The sequence below is a fragment of the Flavobacterium aquicola genome, from assembly GCF_003385115.1.
Taxonomy (GTDB): Bacteria; Bacteroidota; Bacteroidia; order Flavobacteriales; family Flavobacteriaceae; genus Flavobacterium; species Flavobacterium aquicola.
Map to the genome: position 1 here is coordinate 12,310 of NZ_QUNI01000015.1, position 17,706 is coordinate 30,015.

Here is a 17,706-nt window from a genome sequence, read left to right on the forward strand (position 1 = left end):
TTCGCAGTTACCTTGAGCAAGAAAGAAAAAGAAAAGGAGAAAAAGGACAAGAAGAAAAAGGATAAAAAAGAAATCCTCAAAAAACTGAAAGCTCTTGAAGGCTGTAAGTCGACTTGTATGTCAAGCTGTAAAGTACCGTCAAACTGCAAATCCAGCTGTTGTGAAAAATACAAGAAGAGCGAAAAGAAACGCTGTAGCCGCTGTCCAATGTTTGATTTATTAAAAAAATCAGCTTAATATTTAAGTTTGCAGTTTATATAAGCCTAAAAGTTTACTATTAGTATTTCAAAACATCTTTTTCAAAGAACCGTCGTAATAGTTAATTTATAAATAATGCAAAAGAGTTCCGAAGCTTCGGAACTCTTTTTTTATGGATAAAATTCAAACAACTACTAAACTCTGCTAATCCTAAAATATAGCCCAGCATACAATTTGCTTCAATGATATACCGTTTGTAAACCGAAACATATTTCGCTATATTTGAGATAAATCAGAATGTTATGCAGACCAAAATCAAAAAAGTAGAGTTAAGAAATCTTAAAATTGAGGATTACAAAGAATTGAAAAAATCAATGATACAGGCTTATCCCGAAATGGAAAATCCATATTGGAAACAGCCCGACATCGAAAATTTACTTCAATTATTTTCTGAAGGGCAAATAGTGATTTTGGCCGACGGAAAAGTCGTGGGAGCAGCTTTATCCCTGATCGTTGATGAAATTTTGGTAGATAAAAATCCTAATTATGCAAAAATAACAGGGAATTATACATTCTCTACCCACAATCCGCTGGGAGAAATATTGTATGGAATTGACGTTTTTATCCATCCTGACTACAGAGGCCTGCGCCTGGGAAGACGATTGTACGATGCACGAAAAGAGCTATGTGAAAAATTAAATCTAAAAGCAATTGTTTTTGCAGGACGAATTCCGAATTATAAAAAACATGCCGACAAATTAACGCCGAAGAAATACATCGAGAAAGTCAGAAAAAAAGAGCTGCACGACCCTGTTTTAAATTTTCAGCTGAGTAATGATTTTCACGTAATGCGCATCATGAAAAATTATCTCGAAGGAGATACAGATTCCAAAGACTTTGCGGTATTATTGGAATGGAATAATGTCTATTATGACGAAAGCCCCCAATTAATAAACACAACAAAAAGTGTCATACGTCTTGGATTGATTCAATGGCAGATGCGTCCATTAGGGAATTTGGATGCTTTATTTGAGCAGGCCGAATTTTTTATAGATGCCGTTTCGGGTTATAAAAGCGACTTTGCATTGTTTCCCGAATTGTTCATAGCACCACTTATGGCCGATTACAATCATTTATCGGAACCGGAAGCCATTAGAGAACTCGCAAAATACGCAGACCCAATCCGCAAAAAATTTCAGGAATTTGCTATATCGTATAATATCAATATTATTTCGGGAAGCATGCCGTATATTGAAAACGGCAATTTATACAACGTTGGTTTTCTCTGCAAAAGAGATGGAACTTCGGAGATGTATTATAAAATTCATATAACGCCAAACGAAGTACTGCATTGGGGAATGAAAGGCGGTTCGCAATTTAAAACCTTTGATACCGATTGCGGAAAAATTGGAATTATGATTTGCTACGATGTAGAATTCCCCGAACTTTCGAGGCTTTTGGCCGATGAAGAAATGAATATTCTGTTTGTTCCTTTTCTAACCGATACCCAAAGCGGTTATACTCGAGTAAAACATTGTTCGCAAGCGCGTGCCATTGAAAATGAATGTTATGTTGCCATTGCTGGCTGTGTCGGGAATCTTCCGAAAGTAAATAATATGGATATTCAATTTGCGCAAACAGCTGTTTTTACTCCTTCGGATTTTGCTTTTCCAAGCACTGGAATAAAAGCCGAAGCTACTCCAAATACCGAAATGATCCTGATTGTAGATGTGGATTTAAATTTACTAAAAGAACTGCACGAACACGGAAGCGCCCGAATATTAAAAGACCGAAGAACTGATTTGTACGAGATTACAAGACTTGGGAAGAATTAAACAGGTGGCAGTTTTGAGTATTTAGATTTCAGTTTTTTTGTGATTTGTATTCAGGCACTTAGCCATAAATTGTAATAAAAAAAGTGTTCGCAATGCGAACACTTTTTTTATGGACAAAATCAATCAGTATTTTGAACACTGAAACCTACTTCCCCAGCAGCATAATTTCGCTGGCAACCACTTCGGTGATATAGCGTTTCTCACCATTTTTGTCTTCGTAGCTTCTGTGGGTTAGTTTTCCTTCTATTCCAATTTGTTTGCCTTTGCATGTTTACTTCAATTCTAGTCGTTTTTAACTATGAATAAGTAGAGGATTTTGTACAAATTTAAGACTTAGCAGGACACTTTAAAAAACGAAAAAGGAAAAATGAATTTGGCAAATCCGAATATTGGACTTAATTTAGTCCCAAACCAGCTGTAGCGCCAGATAGTAAAACAAACACACAGAAAGACAAATTAAACAGAATAATATTTTAACAAAAAAATTATGCAGGAAGAAGTAAAAAAACATACTCAAAAAATCTACAAAAGTGTGAAAAATTCAGAACACACATTGGGAGAAAAAGTAAAAGAAATCATCGTAGAAATATTCATAATTGTTTTTGCAGTAACACTTTCAATATGGCTGCACAGTTGGAGCGAACATAAACACCAACAAGAAGAAGTAACCGTGTTTCTTAGTAATTTAAAGAATGATTTAAAGAATGACATAAAAAATATCGACATTGAAAAGGAAGCATATCACGATTCAAACATAGGTTATGAAAAAATTTTAGCACTAACTACTCTCCAGCTTGACAGTATTTATAAGTCAAAAAACAAGGTTAATTTTCCAATTTATTCACATGGACAAATAATGAATATTGGTAATTATGAAGGTTTTAAGTCAAGCGGCAAAATTGGCTACATTGAAGACGAAAAATTAAAACAGAAAATTTTAAATTATTACCAAATATACGTACCAGCTGTTAGCGAAGTAGATAAAATGTATAATGGTTTTCTGTTTAAGTGTTTTGACAAAATGATAGAAAATGCAGATAAATCAGAAGAAAAATTATATTCAGACCCAAAATTTAAAAAAACAATCGAACTTCTTGTCAAACTAGGTAAAAATAATATTAGAGTTTATAACGAAAACACAAAACCGCTCGCAATTGAGCTTATTAAAGCAATTGATAAAGAACTTGAAAAATAAAAACGTCATATAACCGCCGTTTGGCAGTATGACGGCATTAGTCTTAATTTAAAGTTTGTACTTTTATAAGAGAATAAAATTCATCCAAGATTTGTGCAGGAATTGGGATTTTTGCCTGCCAATAAAAATAGCTTAGCATATAAAAAAAGTGTTCGCAATTACGAACACTTTTTTATTGCAAAATTCCAAACTGTTTTCTGAAATTTATCAACTACTAATTGACTCCTATCAGCTACTTCCCCAGCAGCATAATTTCGCTGGCAACCACTTCGGTGATATAGCGTTTCTCACCGTTTTTGTCTTCATAGCTTCTGTGGGTTAATTTTCCTTCTATACCAATCTGTTTGCCTTTGGTTACGAATTTCTCGATAATCTCGGCGGTTTTTCCCCAGGCTACTACGGGATGCCATTCAGTTTGTTCTACTCTTTCACCCTTGTCGTTTTTGTAAAAGTCTTTTGTAGCGATCGACAAGTTGGCAACTTTTTTCCCGCTGTCCAATGTTTTGATTATTGGATCATTCCCTGTGTTTCCGATTAACTGTACTCTGTTTTGCATGGCGTGTAAAATTTAAATGTTAGCGTATATAATTTTATTGATATTGTCATTGAAATTTGACATTGCTATTGCATTGTTTCATTTCGACATTGCAAAGATGTGATGACTTGCAAAAGTTATTCGGTTGCTAACTGTTTACTTTCGGTTGTAATTGTTTGTAACCGTTTGTAAATGACTTTTTAGCTGCTAATTCCAAAAAAAAAATCGTTAGTATTTATCATGTTTCTTCAAATGAATAAAATCATGACTTACTAATTAATGTAGTTTGAATTTCTTAACTTTGTAAAATGAAAGACAATAAAACACGAATAGTTTCCGAGTTTAATGATCAGCTAAAACTGAAAGGTTTTAAAGCGTTTCAGATTGAAGATGACAGTGAAGCCACGCGAAACTACAGCAGAAAAGACTTCTTTAAAATCTGCCTGACCACCGGCAAAAGCAGAATTCATTATTCGGACAAAACTTTTGAGCAGGACGGCACTATATTATTCTTTGGCAATCCGCACATTCCCTATTCATGGGAAACGCTGACTACTGAATACATTGGTTATACCTGCCTGTTTTCAGAAGATTTTTTAAAACAGATTGACCGTTCGGAAAGTCTGCACCAATCTGCTTTTTTTAAAATTGACGGAACGCCGGTATTAAAAATTTCCGAAGAACAGCGTTTGTTCCTCAATACCATTTTCCAAAAAATGATAGATGAACAAAAAAGCGACTATGCGTTTAAGGACGAACTAATTCGCAACTACATCAACTTGATCATACACGAAGCGTTGAAGTTACAGCCCTCGGAAAATTACAACCAAAACAAAAATGCATCTTCCAGAATTACTGCTGTTTTCCTCGAATTATTGGAAAGACAATTTCCTGTCGAAACCAGCGAAAACCCGTTACAGTTAAAAACAGCCCAGGACTATGCACAAAATCTGAATGTGCATGTCAACTACTTGAACCGCGTGGTTAAAGAAGTTACCGGAAAGTCCACCACGACCCATATCACTGAAAGGATTGCAGCAGAAGCAAAAGCTTTACTACTGCATACCGATTGGAATATCGCAGAGATAGCCTATGCCCTCGGCTTTGAATACCCTACTTACTTCAATAATTTCTTCAAAAAAATAACAGGCACCAACCCAAAATCAATTCGGGAAGCTATGGTTTGATTTTCTTAATTTTTGGTTTGATAATCTTTAGCCCGGCCGTAATTTCCCGTCATACCTTTGCTTTAGATTATCAAATACAATTATGATGTCAGATACAAACACAACAACAACCTTCAGCGAAAGTGAAAAAGACATTTTCGCAAGAGACCAATCAGGCGAAATTATTTCGCTGAACGACCCCGAATATCCTCAGCTTTTCAAGGTTATTCAAAAAGCCATTCGCACCACAGCTAGACTCAATACATTGGTAACCGATGACCAGCAGGAAATCAACACCGTTTTCAGTGAACTCATCGGCAGGAAAGTCGATGATACTTTTTTCATCATTCCGCCCTTTTACACTGATTTTGGAGAGAACATAACCATTGGCAAAAACGTATTTGTCAATCACGCCTGTACTTTCATGGACCGGGGCGGGATCACCATCGAAGATAACGTACTCATTGGCCCGAAAGTCAATCTTATTACGACCAATCATCCCATCCACCCGTCCGAAAGAAGAGCCACAATATCGCATCCTATCCTCATAAAAAAAGGAGCTTGGATTGGTGTCGGAGCCACGATTCTGCCTGGCGTTACCGTTGGCGAGAACTCAATTGTGGCCGCCGGAGCCGTAGTTTCCAAAGACGTTCCCAACAATGTGATCGTCGGCGGAATTCCTGCCAAAATCATAAAAGAAATTCAACTGGATTATTAATTTTTTGGAGCAGAAATATTTGGCCTTTTCAGCAGGCATTGGTCCCGCTTTTCGCTACAATCTTGCGGGCTGAACCCCAGCCCACAAGGATTTCTACTTCAAACGAAGTTCACTGAACTCCTATGAAAATAAAAGTATAGTGAAGTAATCGGGACTAAAAGACAACATTCTGCTTTTTTGGAAATTATTTAAAAAAATGAAACATAAAATAAAGGCCTTAACAATTGTGCTGTTCACAATCGGAAGCATTGTATTTACAGCCTGTAACACTAAAAATCAAGAAAAAATGAAAACAGAAAATAACGAATCTATTTTTCCAAAAGGAGAAAAATTACCCAGCGACTGGTTCACCGGAAATGCCTTTTTATCGCCATTGGTAAGTCAGGACAAAAACAACAATTTTTCTGCCGGAGCAGTGACTTTTGAACCCAACGCAAGAACAGTTTGGCATACGCACCCAAAAGGTCAGGTCTTGCTTGTCATTGAAGGCGCCGGATTGTATCAGGAAAAAGGAAAAACGGCACAATTTATCAAAAAAGGTGATGTCGTAAACATTCCCGAAAACACCGAACATTGGCACGGAGCAACAGCAGCGACGAAAATGGTGCACATCGCCATCACCAATTTTAAAGATGAAAGACAAGTAACCTGGCTTCAGCCCGTATCGGATGAAGATTTTGCAGAAGCAAACAAAACAGCATCTGAATAATAAAAATCATCAAAACTTACAATCAATGAAAAAGACATTCTTAATTGCAATAATGTTCCTGATGATGATCGGACAATCATTTGCACAAAACAAAAAAACAAAAATAAATTCCAAAGCAATGAATACAACAGAACACTATACTTTTCAGTTAAGCGACAAAGTAACACGAACAGCAGTAACGTTTAAAACCCGCTACGGGATTACACTTTCAGGCGATTTATACCTGCCCAAAAATTCAGAAAACAAACAGTTGCCGGCATTGGCAATAAGCGGTCCTTTTGGTGCGGTAAAAGAACAGTCATCTGGTTTATATGCAAATCAAATGGCTGAAAGAGGTTTTGCTGTAGTAGCATTCGATCCTTCCTATACAGGCGAAAGCGGCGGTGAACCCCGCAATATTTCCTCACCCGATATTAACACCGAAGATTTTAGCGCAGCTGTTGATTTTTTGGGACTTCAAAAAAATGTGGACAGAAATAAAATTGGTATCATCGGAATTTGTGGTTTCGCTGGTTTCGCGTTAAATGCTACCATCGTTGATAAGCGTATCAAAGCAGTTGCCACTACCAGTATGTACGATATGTCGAGAGTACTCGCCAAAGGATATTACGACAAAATGACCGCAGAAGAACGTACAAAAGCGTTCGAAAAAATGAGCCAGCAGCGCTGGATTGATGCCGAAAATGGAACGCCAGCTTTTCCTGAAACGCATTTGCCTGCAAAATTAAACGGTGATGAACCTCAATTTGTAAAAGAGTATTTTGATTATTACAAAACGCCGAGAGGTTACCACGAACGTTCATTAAATTCGAACAAAGGGTGGACAATTACCAATGCAATGTCTTTCATGAACATGCCACTGCTGACATACATCAAAGAAATTTCGCCGCGTCCTATGCTTTTAATTGCAGGTGAAAATGCACACTCCCGTTATTTCAGTGAAGACATCTATAAAATGGCATCCGAGCCAAAGGAACTGATGATAATTCCTAATGCGGTTCACGTAGATTTGTATGATAAAGTTGCCGTGATTCCTTTTGATAAATTAGAAGATTTTTTCAAAAAGAATTTATAAGTATTTGTACAAATAGAATGTTTTAAAAAATTGATTTTTACATACATTACAGAAAAAAAATAAATTAAAATCACAAAAAGCATGGCCTCTTTCAAATTTCTTTGAAAGAGGCCTTTTTTATTTTTTTATCGATTAACATTTTCAGCAAAAAGAATTTCATTGTAGGTAAAATGCAATAGATTTAATCCTTAAGTTTATCCTGCAAAGATTTTTTATTCAAAAACGAAACTAATCTTTCGCTTCAAAAAATAAACTAATTTTGAATATTAAAGCTGAGAAAAATATGAAAAACTGCCTTGAATGCGGCGATCCGATTGTAGGCCGCGAGGACAAGAAATTCTGCAGTGACGGGTGCCGAAATGCGTATAATAATAAAATAAATAAGGACAGCACGAATTATATGCGCAATATCAATAACAAATTGCGCAAAAATTACCGAATTTTGTCAGAGCTAAATGTGGAAGGAAAATCCAAAACAACCCGAGCCAAGCTGATGAGCAAAGGTTTTGATTTTGAATTTTTTACCAACATTTTGAATACCAAGTCGGGAAATACCTACTATTTCCTATATGACCAAGGCTATATGGTTTTGGAAAATGATTACTATATGCTGGTTAAAAAAGATATTTAATACCCCTCAAATAATGAAAAAAAATTACTCTTCGCTTATTGCTGTTGCTCTCATCATTGGGATTTTAGCCTTTTTGTTTGCTTTTTTGACGCCCTCTTGGTCAGAAAATGAAGAAGAAAAAGTAACGGAGTTTTCGACAAGCCGCGCTTTGGAACATATTACTGCAATGACCAAAGAACCTCATTATGTAGGTACTCAAAACCACGAAGTGGTGGCAAATTATATCACCAAAGAGCTGCAAAAACTTGGTCTGGAAACTACGGTTCAGGAAGGTTTTACACTGAGTGACTGGGGAAACTTGGTAAAATCCAAAAATATTATGTGCCGCATTGAGGGAAGTGCAAACAATAGCAAAGCTTTACTGCTGTTATCACATTATGACAGCGCTCCGCATTCCTTTTCGCATGGTGCCAGCGATGATGCATCAGGTGTGGCGACGATTCTGGAAGGAGTCCGCGCTTTTTTGAATGCCAAAACCAAAAATACAAACGACATTATCATTTTATTTACCGATGCTGAGGAATTGGGATTAAATGGCGCAGCACTTTTTGTTACGCAGCATAAATGGGCAAAAGAAGTGGGATTGGTTATCAATTTTGAAGCCCGCGGTTCGGGAGGTCCGAGTTATATGCTGATGGAAACCAACAAAGGAAATGCTGGTTTAGTCAATGAATTTGCCAAAGCAGGTGCAGTATATCCAGTTTCGAATTCGTTGATGTACAGTATTTACAAAATGCTTCCGAATGATACTGACTTAACAGTTTTTAGAGAGCAGGGAAATATACAGGGGTTTAATTTTGCTTTTATAGACGGACATTATAACTATCATACACAGCAGGATGATGTGGAGCATTTGGACAAAAATTCTTTGAAACATCAGGGTTCGTACTTAATGCCTCTGCTAAATCATTTTGCTAATGCTAATCTAAACAATACGATTGCTGCCAAAGATTACGTTTATTTTACGATTCCGTTCACGTTTATCAGTTATCCTTTTGATTGGGTACTGCCAATGACATTTATCGCTGCTGGCTTGCTTATATTATTTGTGTTTATCGGAAAAGTGAAACGTATATTGAAGCTGAAAGATATCATGAAAGGTTTCTTCCCGTTTTTGGGTGCTTTGATAATTACAGGATTAATTACGTATTATGGCTGGCAGGGATTGCTTTTATTGAATCCGCAATACAATGATCTTCTTAATGGATTTACTTATAATGGACAGGATTATATTACTGCCTTTGTATTGCTTAGCATTTCTATCTGTTTTTTCTTTTATCAGATAGCATCTGCTCGAAAAGTCACAATGAATCATTATGTGATTCCGCTTATTTTCTGGATTGTGCTCAATGGTTTCCTAGCCAATAGTCTGCCTGGCGCAGGATTCCTAATTATTCCAGTATTTTTTGGTTTGCTTGCTTTTGCTATTTTTATATTTAGCCAAAGATCAAACTGGATTATAAATCTTATCTGCGGCATTCCAGCATTGCTGATTATTGTTCCATTTATTGAAATGTTTCCAATTGGTTTGGGATTAAAAGTATTATTTGGCAGTGCTATTTTGACTGTTCTGACTTTTGCAATTCTGCTGCCGCTTTTCGGAGATTTCCGTAAAAAAGGAAGCTGGTCATTACTGTTCTTTTTGGCTGCCGTGCTATTTTTTGCGAAAGCGCAATACCAATCTGGATATGAGTCAGGAAAAGCAAAATCGAACAGCTTGATCTATCTTTATAATGCCGATAAAAACAGGGCATACTGGACTACGTATGATACAAATCTGGATTCTTGGACAAAAGGTTATTTGGGTGAAAACCCGAAAAGTGCAAGAACTCTCAATAATCTAAAGCTGTATAGCAAATACAATTCTGAGTTTACTTATGCTGCCGAAACATCTGTAAAAGCAATTGCCAAGCCGACAATCAGTTTTTTAACAGATAGCGTTATAGGTTTCAAACGGTATTTGAAAATAAAAATCACTCCCAACCGCAAAGTACACCGCTATGATATTTTTGCTGCTGAAATTATGAGATTTTTTAATTTCAAAGCTAATGGAGCTACTGCTTTAGGCCAAAAAGGAACGGAACTGGAAAGAAACGGCAAAAAAATCCTTAGCTATTATGTTGTCAATAACGAACCTCTGGTACTGCAGTTTACAATCAACAGAGCTACTGTTCTGGATATGGACGTAATGGAAAGTTCCTTTGATTTAATGACGAATCCATTGTTTGATATGTCTCCAAGACAAGATTGGATGATGCCGACACCTTTTGTCCTGAATGATGCGGTGGTGATTACTCAAAAAATAAAACGAAGCCGAAAAATTGTTGCTCCTGTTGTAAAACCTGTCATAGCAAAACCGGCAGTTGCGGATAGTCTGGCTGTTGCCAAAGACACTCTGCGAATGAAACAAAAGAGTTTTTAACAAACGTCAATAATAATTTATGTCAGATTTTAATTTACAGCCTGAAACATTAGAAGATAATCTAATAAAATTGATACCGCTCCAAGAAAGTGATCTTGAAATGTTGTACAAAGTAGCATCTGACCCAGAAATATGGGAGAATCACCCATCAAAAAACCGGTATAAAAGGGAAGAGTTTCAGTTTTTTTTGGATAGTGCGCTAACATCCAAAAGTGCATTTATAGTTTATGATGTGGAAACAAATGAGTTAATAGGAAGTACTCGTTTTTATGATTTCGATTCCGAAAATTCTAAAATCGCCATTGGTTATACTTTTTTAGCCAAAAAATATTGGGGTAGTGGCCATAACAAAGCGATGAAAAAACTGCTTATTGATTATGCGTTTCAATACGTTAATACAATACTTTTTCATATTGGTGAAACAAATATTATATCTCAAAAAGCTATTGCAAAAATTGGAGCAGCCAAAATAGGTATTGTAGATTTTAACAATAGCGAAGTTCCTTATTTTGAGTATCAAATTCGAAAAGAGGATTGGGTATGAGATGCTTTCTTAGACAGAATATGAACGTTCATTAGAATAACATTTTATTTTCCGAATATAAAAAACTACTTTTGATAATATCAAATGATAGTATCAATGAAGCCTTCTTATGAAATAACCCCGCGAATTCTAAAATTAATAAGTTCCATTTCGGAAAAAATTGGGGAGGTAAATGCTAATTATCTAAGCAAGCAATCCCCACAGCTTCGTAAACAGAATAGGATTAAAACAATCCATTCCTCGCTGCAAATTGAAGGTAACACTCTAACTGAGGAACAAATCACTGCACTGATTGAAAACAAAAGAGTAATTGGCCCAGAAAAAGATGTATTAGAGGTTTTAAATGCAATTAAAGTTTATGAAAAACTAAATGTATATAAATTTTCATCTGAAAAAAGTTTTTTAAAAGCGCATTTAGAATTAATGAATGGCCTGCTTGAAAATGCTGGAAAATACCGAAAACAAAGTGTTGGCATAGTTAAAGGAACAAAAGTAGAACACATTGCTCCTCCGCATGAAAATGTTCCGTATCTAATGAATGATTTGTTTGAGTATCTCAAAGATTCTGATGAATTGGCATTAATTAAAAGTTGTGTGTTTCATTATGAAATGGAATTTATTCACCCCTTTTTAGACGGTAATGGAAGAATGGGAAGATTGTGGCAAACTTTGATTCTAATGGATAAATATCAAGTCTTCGAGTTTTTGCCATTCGAAACATTAATCAGCCAAACTCAAGATGAATATTATAAATCATTAGCATTAAGTGATAAATCTGGAAAATCGACACATTTCATTGAATATATGCTTGGTGTAATTGAGAAATCGTTAGATGGTTTGCTTAACTACAATAATCGAATTTTGAAAGATGTTGATCGATTGGATTACTTTTTAAAACTTGGCAAAAAGGAATTCACAAGAAAAGATTACATGAACATTTTCAAAGATTTGTCTTCAGCAACTGCCAGCAGAGATCTAAAAAAAGGGCTTGAATTGAATTTGTTTGAGAGCATTGGCAATCTTAACAAAACCATATACATCATAAAGTAACTCCATCAACAAGCACACTCAATTTTCAATCCTGTGTTATTTCCTTTAGTTCCTTCGGTTGCGTAGCCGTCAAATTTCCACCATTCGATGCCACCTATTAATTCTTTTACTTTGAAACCCAATTTGGTCATATTCAAAGCGCCTTTGGTCGAAGCATTACAGCCTATTCCATCACAATAAGTTACATACAATATTTCTTTATCTAAATGAGCGGTTGTTTCTGCATTCATTTCGCGGTGTGGAATATTAATCGCGTTTGGAATATGTTCAGCTTCAAATCCAAAAGCTTTTCTGGCATCGAGAGCGATTACTTTTTCACCATTATTTAAGGCGTCAAACAAATCGGATGGATCCATTTCAAATGCCAGTTTGTTTTCGTAGTGTTGTATTTGTGCATTCATTTTTTATATTTTTTGGTTTTTAGTAATACAAAAATAGTTCAAGCGCTATTATGATAAAAACGAAAAGATTTCATGTACTTGATGAATTCTTTTCATGTAAATCCATTTATAAATTTTGTTCCTTTGTTAAAATAATTTCAAAAATGGAAATCAGACATTTAAGATTGATTAAAGCAATCGTCGAAGAAGGGAGTATCACAAAGGCAATAGACAAACTTCATCTGACGCAGTCGGCGCTGAGTCATCAGCTCAAAGAAGCCGAATATCAATTGGGCACCAAAATATTTTTGAGAGCCAATAAAAAAATGGTTCTGACCAAAGCCGGTGAGAAATTATATGAAATTGCCAATGAAATTATCGATAAACTCTCGGAGACAGAACTGCAGATCAAGCAGATGGTTTTTGGCGAAATTGGCGAAATACGAATCAGCACCGAATGTTTTTCCAGTTACCATTGGCTGCCTTCCGTAATTAAGCAGTTTCATGATCTGTATCCAAATATCGAATTAAAAATAGTAACCGAGGCTACCCATTATCCGTTGCAGAAACTATTAGATAATGTAATTGATATTGGGATTGTAAGCGACCAAATCAAAGATGACAAAATAAAATACCTGGAGCTTTTTCAGGATGAAGTCGTAATGGCTGTTTCCGAAGAACATGCTTGGGCCAGCAAAAAATATGTAGTTGCCGAAGATTTTGTCGATGAGCATTTAATCATTCATTCGCTGCCTCTGGAAACTGTTACAATACATCAAATGGTTTTGGCTCCAGCCAGAATAAGCCCGAAAAAAATAACACCTCTGCCACTCACCGAAGCTTCTATCGAAATGGTCAAGGCCAATATGGGCGTCATGTCTATGGCGAAATGGGCACTGCAGCCTTATTTAAAAAACAGTCCGCTTAAAGCAGTGAAAATTGGCAAAAACGGTCTAAAAAGAAAACATTTTATAGCAATTAGAAACGAAAAAGAATATCCGGATTATTTCAACCATTTTATAGGCTTTTTGCAAACCGAAATTAATCTGCAATGGAATATTTAATACGTGATTGTGAACCGAATGATATTTCGGTTTTAATAGATTTGTGCCAAAAACATGCTGCTTATGAACGAGCTTCTTTCAGCCCCATTGGAAAAGAAGAGAAACTTCAAGAAGCTTTGTTTGGCGACCATCCTCAATTATTTTGTTTAGTTGTGGAAGTAAATGAAACAATAGTTGGTTACGCGAGCTTTACTTTTGATTTTTCAACTTGGGACGCAGCAACTTTTATATATATGGATTGTCTGTACCTCGAAGAAGACGCAAGAGGTTTTGGAATTGGAGAAGCTTTAATCGATAAACTAAAACAGATTGCCAAAGATAAAAACTGCATCAATATTCAATGGCAGACTCCTGAATTTAATACAAGAGCTATTAAATTTTACCGACGCATTGGCGGAATTGGAAAAGATAAAGTGCGGTTTTTTCTGAATTTGTAATAATACCTAACAGGTTTTTAAAAACGAGTGTTCGGAAGATATGAATTGGTCTAATTCACTAGGTTTTACGCACAGTTTGTCATTCCGAGGAACGAGGAATCTCCATTAGAAGCTCGACAAAGATTGGGGATTTTGATAGCGGAATTACTTGCGGAGATTCCTCGTTCCTCGGAATGACAAACTTTGTGGTTAATATGATAATCCTTGATTTAAATAAGTAAACATAAAAAAAACAAAATGAAACAAATAAGCATATTAGGCTGTGGCTGGCTGGGTTTGCCTTTGGCGAAAGCCTTGCTACTAAATGGATTTTCGGCAAAAGGTTCAACGACCTCCGAAAGCAAACTTTCCACATTAAAGACATTGGGAATAGATCCTTTTTTGATTTCGCTCGACAGCAAAAATACAAATGGTAAAGTTGATGATTTTCTCTATGGAAGCGAAACTTTAGTGATTGATATTCCGCCCCAATTGAATAGAAAAAATAATGATTCTTCGATTGAAAAAATATTTGTCGAGAAAATAAAAAACCTGATTCCTCATATAGAAAAATCAGATGTGAAAAATGTACTTTTTGTAAGTTCGACTTCTGTTTATGGCGAAGCTAATGGAATAATCACGGAAGAAACTCTTCCAAGACCCGATACTGAAAGCGGCAAACAATTACTTGAAGCTGAAAAGTTACTGCAAAACAACAGCCACTTCAAAACTACTATTCTCCGTTTTGGCGGACTTATCGGCGAGGACCGGAATCCTATAAAATTTTTGGCTGGAAAACAAAATCTGGAAAACCCCGAAACCCCAATCAATTTTATTCATCAGAAGGATTGTATTGGCATTATTCTTAAAATTATTGCGGATGATTCATGGAACGAAATTTACAACGGCGTTTGCCATTTTCATCCCTCAAGAGAAAAATATTATACTCAAAAAGCAGCCGAATTAAAATTACCTTTGCCAGAGTTTGACCATTCCAAAACTTCTACGAAAAAACTCATTTTGAGTGACAAAGTAGTAAACATTTTGGGCTATTCCTTTGTGAAAACCAATTTATAAATTGAAAACGAAAATAAGGTTAGCATATGAAATAACTAATTCATTTTTTGACATTTACCGAAGTAGTCCTGGATTAGTCTTGACAATTCTTCTTTTTTAATTGGTTTCGAAATATGTCCATTGCATCCAGCTTCTATTGTTTTTTCTTTATCGCCTTCAAGTGCAAAAGCTGTTTGGGCTAAAATGATTACGTCTTCGTTGAATTTTCTTATTTTGTTTGTCGCTTCATATCCATTCATCTGAGGCATTTGCATGTCGATCAAAATCAAATCAATATCTGGATTTTTTCGGCAAAGCTGTACGGCTTCTAATCCCGTTTTTGCAATTAGTATTTCTCTACTGAATGAACTTAAAACCTTCATTATTAATATTCTTGATATTTTGTCGTCCTCAGCAATCAGTATTTTTAGTTTTTCTACCTGATAATTTTCTTGCTTTACAGCTGTATTGACTGCAGTAGTATTGTCTTCTTCCAAATGCATTCTGCAGGGAATTGTAAAATAAAATATCGAACCTTTTTCTGGTTCGCTTTCTAACCAAATTTTACCGCCAAGCAATTCCACATAGGCTTTTGCTATAGACAAACCCAGACCAGCGCCCTGCCTTGCCATTTTATCATTAAAATCAGCTTGAATGAAACGTTCAAATATAGCTTGTTGTCTGTCTTTTGAAATTCCTATTCCTGTATCTTTCACAAAGAACTCAATATAATCATCCTTTTTTACGTAACCAAATTCTATAATTCCTTTAAAAGTATACTTGATGGCATTTTTAACAAGATTGATGAGAATAGCGTAAAGTTTTTCCCGGTCTGTCTGAATTATAGTTTCATCCTCATTTAAAGTTTTTTTCAGAAGAAGGAGTATTCCCTTATCCTGAGTTTCAGGCTTAAAAAAAGTCTGAATGTACTGTAGCTGCTCATCAATATTTGTTCCCGAAAAAGCAACATTCATCTGTCCTGCCTCGATTTTTGAGATATCAACAATATCATTGATAATATTGAGCAGACGAGTACCGCTTTTTTCAATAATTTCAATATAATCTTTCTGCTCCTCACTGCTAAGATTGGCTTCTTTCAGCAATTCAGCAAAGCCCATTATTCCATTCATTGGAGTTCTGATTTCATGGCTCATATTCGCCAGAAACGCAGATTTTAATTGGTCGCTTTCTTCTGCTTTTACTTTGGCTTTCTGTAATTCTTTGTTTATCTCTTTTAATTTTTCTTTAGATGAGATTAATTTTTTATAGTGCTTTTTAAGAGAATTATTTATCCGTTCATATTCCTGATTTTTAATTGACAAGTCTAGGCTTAATCGTCCAGCAATACTTTTTGCCCACTGTTTGGTAATGAGTAACGAGTAGGATAATGCAAATAACAGCAGACTTATTATCATTCCGCCTATTGCTATAATTAGTGTTTCGGCCGAAAAGAAGAATGGACTTCTCAATGGCTGCGTGAATACCAAAGTCCATTTTTTATTATTGAACAAAACTGGAAGTGTGCGTGTTCTAATCCTTGTATCGCTGCTGCTTATTCTGTTTTTATGACTATCAAATAATAAACTGTTTTGCGAAATAACAGCATTGTCATAAACCCTCAAACGGATATTTTCATCTCTGTTTAAATTCCAGCTTCCTAAAATACTTTTCATTAAATCATCCATAAGGAAAGGGCTAAAAACCCACCCCAAAATAGCCGACCGCCGTTCTGCAATTGTATTTAATCTTTCACCTTTGTACACAGGGACATAAATTAATGTTCCCGCCTGAACATCCTTTTGAGTCTGCCGCTCCAGTACTACTTTGCCTGATAAAACCGGCATCTTATAATCACGTGCCTGTTCCATCGCTTTGCGTCTAACTGCTTCAGTAAACATATCGAAACCAAGAACACGTGCATTGCCTTCATTAAAAGGCTCAAGATAAATTATAGAAGTGTAAAATGGCCTGTCTCCACTGGGATAAACAGTGTATGTGGAAAACCCTTCGTTTCTAACATCTTGAATATGTTTCTTTAATTGCTGTTTTTTAACAATAGCGGCAAACCCAAAACCCTGAACACCTGTAAAATTTTCATTTATTGTGGAAAATTTATTGAATTGTTCCCACTCTTTTCGAGTAACAAATTCAGAAGCTTCAAAAAAGGAAGAAGCATTAATCAAAAACTGTATATGTAAATTGATCCTGAGGGAAATTTTTGTTTTAGCTTCATTACAAACTGCAACAAACTCTTTTTGGGACTGCAATTCTTCCTCCTGACTAACATAATTTGAAATACCAAAAGTTATTACAAATCCCGTAAATAGAATTCCAAGAGACTTCCAAAAAGGTTTGTATTTTTTTATAGGTAATAAATTTGGCATCTTCATTATTTATTCTGCGATTAAAGTAATTCATGGAAAGGCCTGTTTTTTTTGCCTTTAACTGACTAATTTAAGTTGAAAATTTTCAAAATAAACCATGCCTAAGATTTCAAATAGTCATACAAATTAAGAAAAAAAAAGCAACACCAAAAAATATGTTAAAAATTTATTAATTTAGAAATATAAAAATGCATTTGCTGTAACTCTATAATTTTAAAATCACTGCTTATCATTACGGTAAAGCAGCTGACAGGTAAACATTTATGATCATGATAAACACCTTCCACCTCTCAGCTCTATATAATCTGATATCAAAATAATTTTTACT

General features: G+C 35.5%; 16 protein-coding genes and 1 pseudogene. 13 read left to right on the forward strand and 4 right to left on the reverse strand.

Annotation, left to right across the window (positions count from 1 at the left end; genetic code table 11):
• The first annotated feature begins 500 nt into the window (after positions 1 to 500).
• The gene (locus tag C8P67_RS19125; RefSeq protein ID WP_115814794.1) at positions 501 to 2,033 is read left to right on the forward strand and encodes a bifunctional GNAT family N-acetyltransferase/carbon-nitrogen hydrolase family protein; all 1,533 of its coding nucleotides are present in this window, start codon (positions 501 to 503) and stop codon (positions 2,031 to 2,033) included.
• A 145-nt stretch (positions 2,034 to 2,178) separates the two neighbouring features.
• Here the strand turns inward: C8P67_RS19125 and C8P67_RS19130 are convergent.
• Positions 2,179 to 2,298 (reverse strand): annotated as a pseudogene (locus C8P67_RS19130) (single-stranded DNA-binding protein); the annotation flags it as partial.
• A gap of 222 nt (positions 2,299 to 2,520) precedes the next feature.
• On the opposite strand from C8P67_RS19130, the gene C8P67_RS19135 reads away from it, so the two are divergent.
• Positions 2,521 to 3,228, forward strand: coding sequence for a DUF6090 family protein (locus C8P67_RS19135; RefSeq protein ID WP_115814795.1), 708 nt, complete (start codon positions 2,521 to 2,523; stop codon positions 3,226 to 3,228).
• 232 nt (positions 3,229 to 3,460) lie between these two features.
• On the opposite strand, the gene C8P67_RS19140 is transcribed toward C8P67_RS19135, so the two are convergent.
• Positions 3,461 to 3,784 (reverse strand): single-stranded DNA-binding protein, encoded by a 324-nt coding sequence (locus C8P67_RS19140; RefSeq protein WP_115814796.1) that lies wholly within the window; start codon positions 3,782 to 3,784, stop codon positions 3,461 to 3,463.
• 287 nt (positions 3,785 to 4,071) lie between these two features.
• Between C8P67_RS19140 and C8P67_RS19145 the strand changes: the two genes are divergently transcribed.
• The 8 genes from C8P67_RS19145 (at position 4,072) to C8P67_RS19180 (ending at position 12,078) form a co-directional block, all read left to right on the forward strand.
• A complete protein-coding gene (locus C8P67_RS19145; RefSeq protein ID WP_115814797.1) occupies positions 4,072 to 4,950 on the forward strand; it encodes a helix-turn-helix domain-containing protein in 879 nt (292 codons plus the stop codon).
• Positions 4,951 to 5,035: 85 nt separating this feature from the next.
• A complete protein-coding gene (locus C8P67_RS19150) occupies positions 5,036 to 5,647 on the forward strand; it encodes a sugar O-acetyltransferase (protein WP_211319935.1) in 612 nt (203 codons plus the stop codon).
• 196 nt (positions 5,648 to 5,843) lie between these two features.
• Positions 5,844 to 6,356: a (R)-mandelonitrile lyase gene (locus C8P67_RS19155; protein WP_245980518.1), complete on the forward strand. Its 513-nt coding sequence runs from the start codon at positions 5,844 to 5,846 to the stop codon at positions 6,354 to 6,356.
• Positions 6,357 to 6,381: 25 nt separating this feature from the next.
• Positions 6,382 to 7,431: an alpha/beta hydrolase gene (locus C8P67_RS19160; protein WP_115814799.1), complete on the forward strand. Its 1,050-nt coding sequence runs from the start codon at positions 6,382 to 6,384 to the stop codon at positions 7,429 to 7,431.
• A gap of 283 nt (positions 7,432 to 7,714) precedes the next feature.
• A complete protein-coding gene (locus C8P67_RS19165; RefSeq protein WP_115814800.1) occupies positions 7,715 to 8,062 on the forward strand; it encodes a DUF2116 family Zn-ribbon domain-containing protein in 348 nt (115 codons plus the stop codon).
• A 13-nt stretch (positions 8,063 to 8,075) separates the two neighbouring features.
• Positions 8,076 to 10,484 (forward strand): M20/M25/M40 family metallo-hydrolase, encoded by a 2,409-nt coding sequence (locus tag C8P67_RS19170; RefSeq protein ID WP_115814893.1) that lies wholly within the window; start codon positions 8,076 to 8,078, stop codon positions 10,482 to 10,484.
• A gap of 19 nt (positions 10,485 to 10,503) precedes the next feature.
• Positions 10,504 to 11,028, forward strand: coding sequence for a GNAT family N-acetyltransferase (locus C8P67_RS19175; protein ID WP_115814801.1), 525 nt, complete (start codon positions 10,504 to 10,506; stop codon positions 11,026 to 11,028).
• 96 nt (positions 11,029 to 11,124) lie between these two features.
• Positions 11,125 to 12,078, forward strand: coding sequence for a Fic family protein (locus C8P67_RS19180; RefSeq protein WP_115814802.1), 954 nt, complete (start codon positions 11,125 to 11,127; stop codon positions 12,076 to 12,078).
• A gap of 5 nt (positions 12,079 to 12,083) precedes the next feature.
• Here C8P67_RS19180 and C8P67_RS19185 read toward each other — a convergent pair whose 3' ends face one another.
• On the reverse strand, positions 12,084 to 12,479 hold the full coding sequence (locus C8P67_RS19185) for a rhodanese-like domain-containing protein (RefSeq protein ID WP_115814803.1): 396 nt from the start codon (positions 12,477 to 12,479) through the stop codon (positions 12,084 to 12,086).
• 143 nt (positions 12,480 to 12,622) lie between these two features.
• Between C8P67_RS19185 and C8P67_RS19190 the strand changes: the two genes are divergently transcribed.
• The 3 genes from C8P67_RS19190 (at position 12,623) to C8P67_RS19200 (ending at position 15,015) form a co-directional block, all read left to right on the forward strand.
• Positions 12,623 to 13,522 carry a LysR family transcriptional regulator gene (locus C8P67_RS19190; protein ID WP_115814894.1) on the forward strand — a complete coding sequence of 300 codons (900 nt, stop codon included), beginning with the start codon at positions 12,623 to 12,625 and terminating at the stop codon, positions 13,520 to 13,522.
• Positions 13,510 to 13,959, forward strand: a complete 450-nt coding sequence (locus C8P67_RS19195) for a GNAT family N-acetyltransferase (protein ID WP_115814804.1) — start codon at positions 13,510 to 13,512, stop codon at positions 13,957 to 13,959. The genes C8P67_RS19190 and C8P67_RS19195 overlap by 13 nt, the downstream gene beginning before the upstream one ends.
• A gap of 237 nt (positions 13,960 to 14,196) precedes the next feature.
• The gene (locus tag C8P67_RS19200; protein ID WP_115814805.1) at positions 14,197 to 15,015 is read left to right on the forward strand and encodes an NAD(P)H-binding protein; all 819 of its coding nucleotides are present in this window, start codon (positions 14,197 to 14,199) and stop codon (positions 15,013 to 15,015) included.
• A gap of 35 nt (positions 15,016 to 15,050) precedes the next feature.
• Here C8P67_RS19200 and C8P67_RS19205 read toward each other — a convergent pair whose 3' ends face one another.
• Positions 15,051 to 17,378 carry a CHASE domain-containing protein gene (locus C8P67_RS19205; RefSeq protein ID WP_211319936.1) on the reverse strand — a complete coding sequence of 776 codons (2,328 nt, stop codon included), beginning with the start codon at positions 17,376 to 17,378 and terminating at the stop codon, positions 15,051 to 15,053.
• Positions 17,379 to 17,706: the final 328 nt, after the last annotated feature.

Bases quoted from the DNA above. Each gene is read 5' to 3' on its own strand.
- C8P67_RS19125 (WP_115814794.1), top strand. From the start codon at position 501: ATGCAGACCAAAATCAAAAAAGTAGAGTTAAGAAATCTTAAAATTGAG.
- C8P67_RS19135 (WP_115814795.1), top strand. From the start codon at position 2,521: ATGCAGGAAGAAGTAAAAAAACATACTCAAAAAATCTACAAAAGTGTG.
- C8P67_RS19140 (WP_115814796.1), bottom strand. From the start codon at position 3,784: ATGCAAAACAGAGTACAGTTAATCGGAAACACAGGGAATGATCCAATA.
- C8P67_RS19145 (WP_115814797.1), top strand. From the start codon at position 4,072: ATGAAAGACAATAAAACACGAATAGTTTCCGAGTTTAATGATCAGCTA.
- C8P67_RS19150 (WP_211319935.1), top strand. From the start codon at position 5,036: ATGTCAGATACAAACACAACAACAACCTTCAGCGAAAGTGAAAAAGAC.
- C8P67_RS19155 (WP_245980518.1), top strand. From the start codon at position 5,844: ATGAAACATAAAATAAAGGCCTTAACAATTGTGCTGTTCACAATCGGA.
- C8P67_RS19160 (WP_115814799.1), top strand. From the start codon at position 6,382: ATGAAAAAGACATTCTTAATTGCAATAATGTTCCTGATGATGATCGGA.
- C8P67_RS19165 (WP_115814800.1), top strand. From the start codon at position 7,715: ATGAAAAACTGCCTTGAATGCGGCGATCCGATTGTAGGCCGCGAGGAC.
- C8P67_RS19170 (WP_115814893.1), top strand. From the start codon at position 8,076: ATGAAAAAAAATTACTCTTCGCTTATTGCTGTTGCTCTCATCATTGGG.
- C8P67_RS19175 (WP_115814801.1), top strand. From the start codon at position 10,504: ATGTCAGATTTTAATTTACAGCCTGAAACATTAGAAGATAATCTAATA.
- C8P67_RS19180 (WP_115814802.1), top strand. From the start codon at position 11,125: ATGAAGCCTTCTTATGAAATAACCCCGCGAATTCTAAAATTAATAAGT.
- C8P67_RS19185 (WP_115814803.1), bottom strand. From the start codon at position 12,479: ATGAATGCACAAATACAACACTACGAAAACAAACTGGCATTTGAAATG.
- C8P67_RS19190 (WP_115814894.1), top strand. From the start codon at position 12,623: ATGGAAATCAGACATTTAAGATTGATTAAAGCAATCGTCGAAGAAGGG.
- C8P67_RS19195 (WP_115814804.1), top strand. From the start codon at position 13,510: ATGGAATATTTAATACGTGATTGTGAACCGAATGATATTTCGGTTTTA.
- C8P67_RS19200 (WP_115814805.1), top strand. From the start codon at position 14,197: ATGAAACAAATAAGCATATTAGGCTGTGGCTGGCTGGGTTTGCCTTTG.
- C8P67_RS19205 (WP_211319936.1), bottom strand. From the start codon at position 17,378: ATGCCAAATTTATTACCTATAAAAAAATACAAACCTTTTTGGAAGTCT.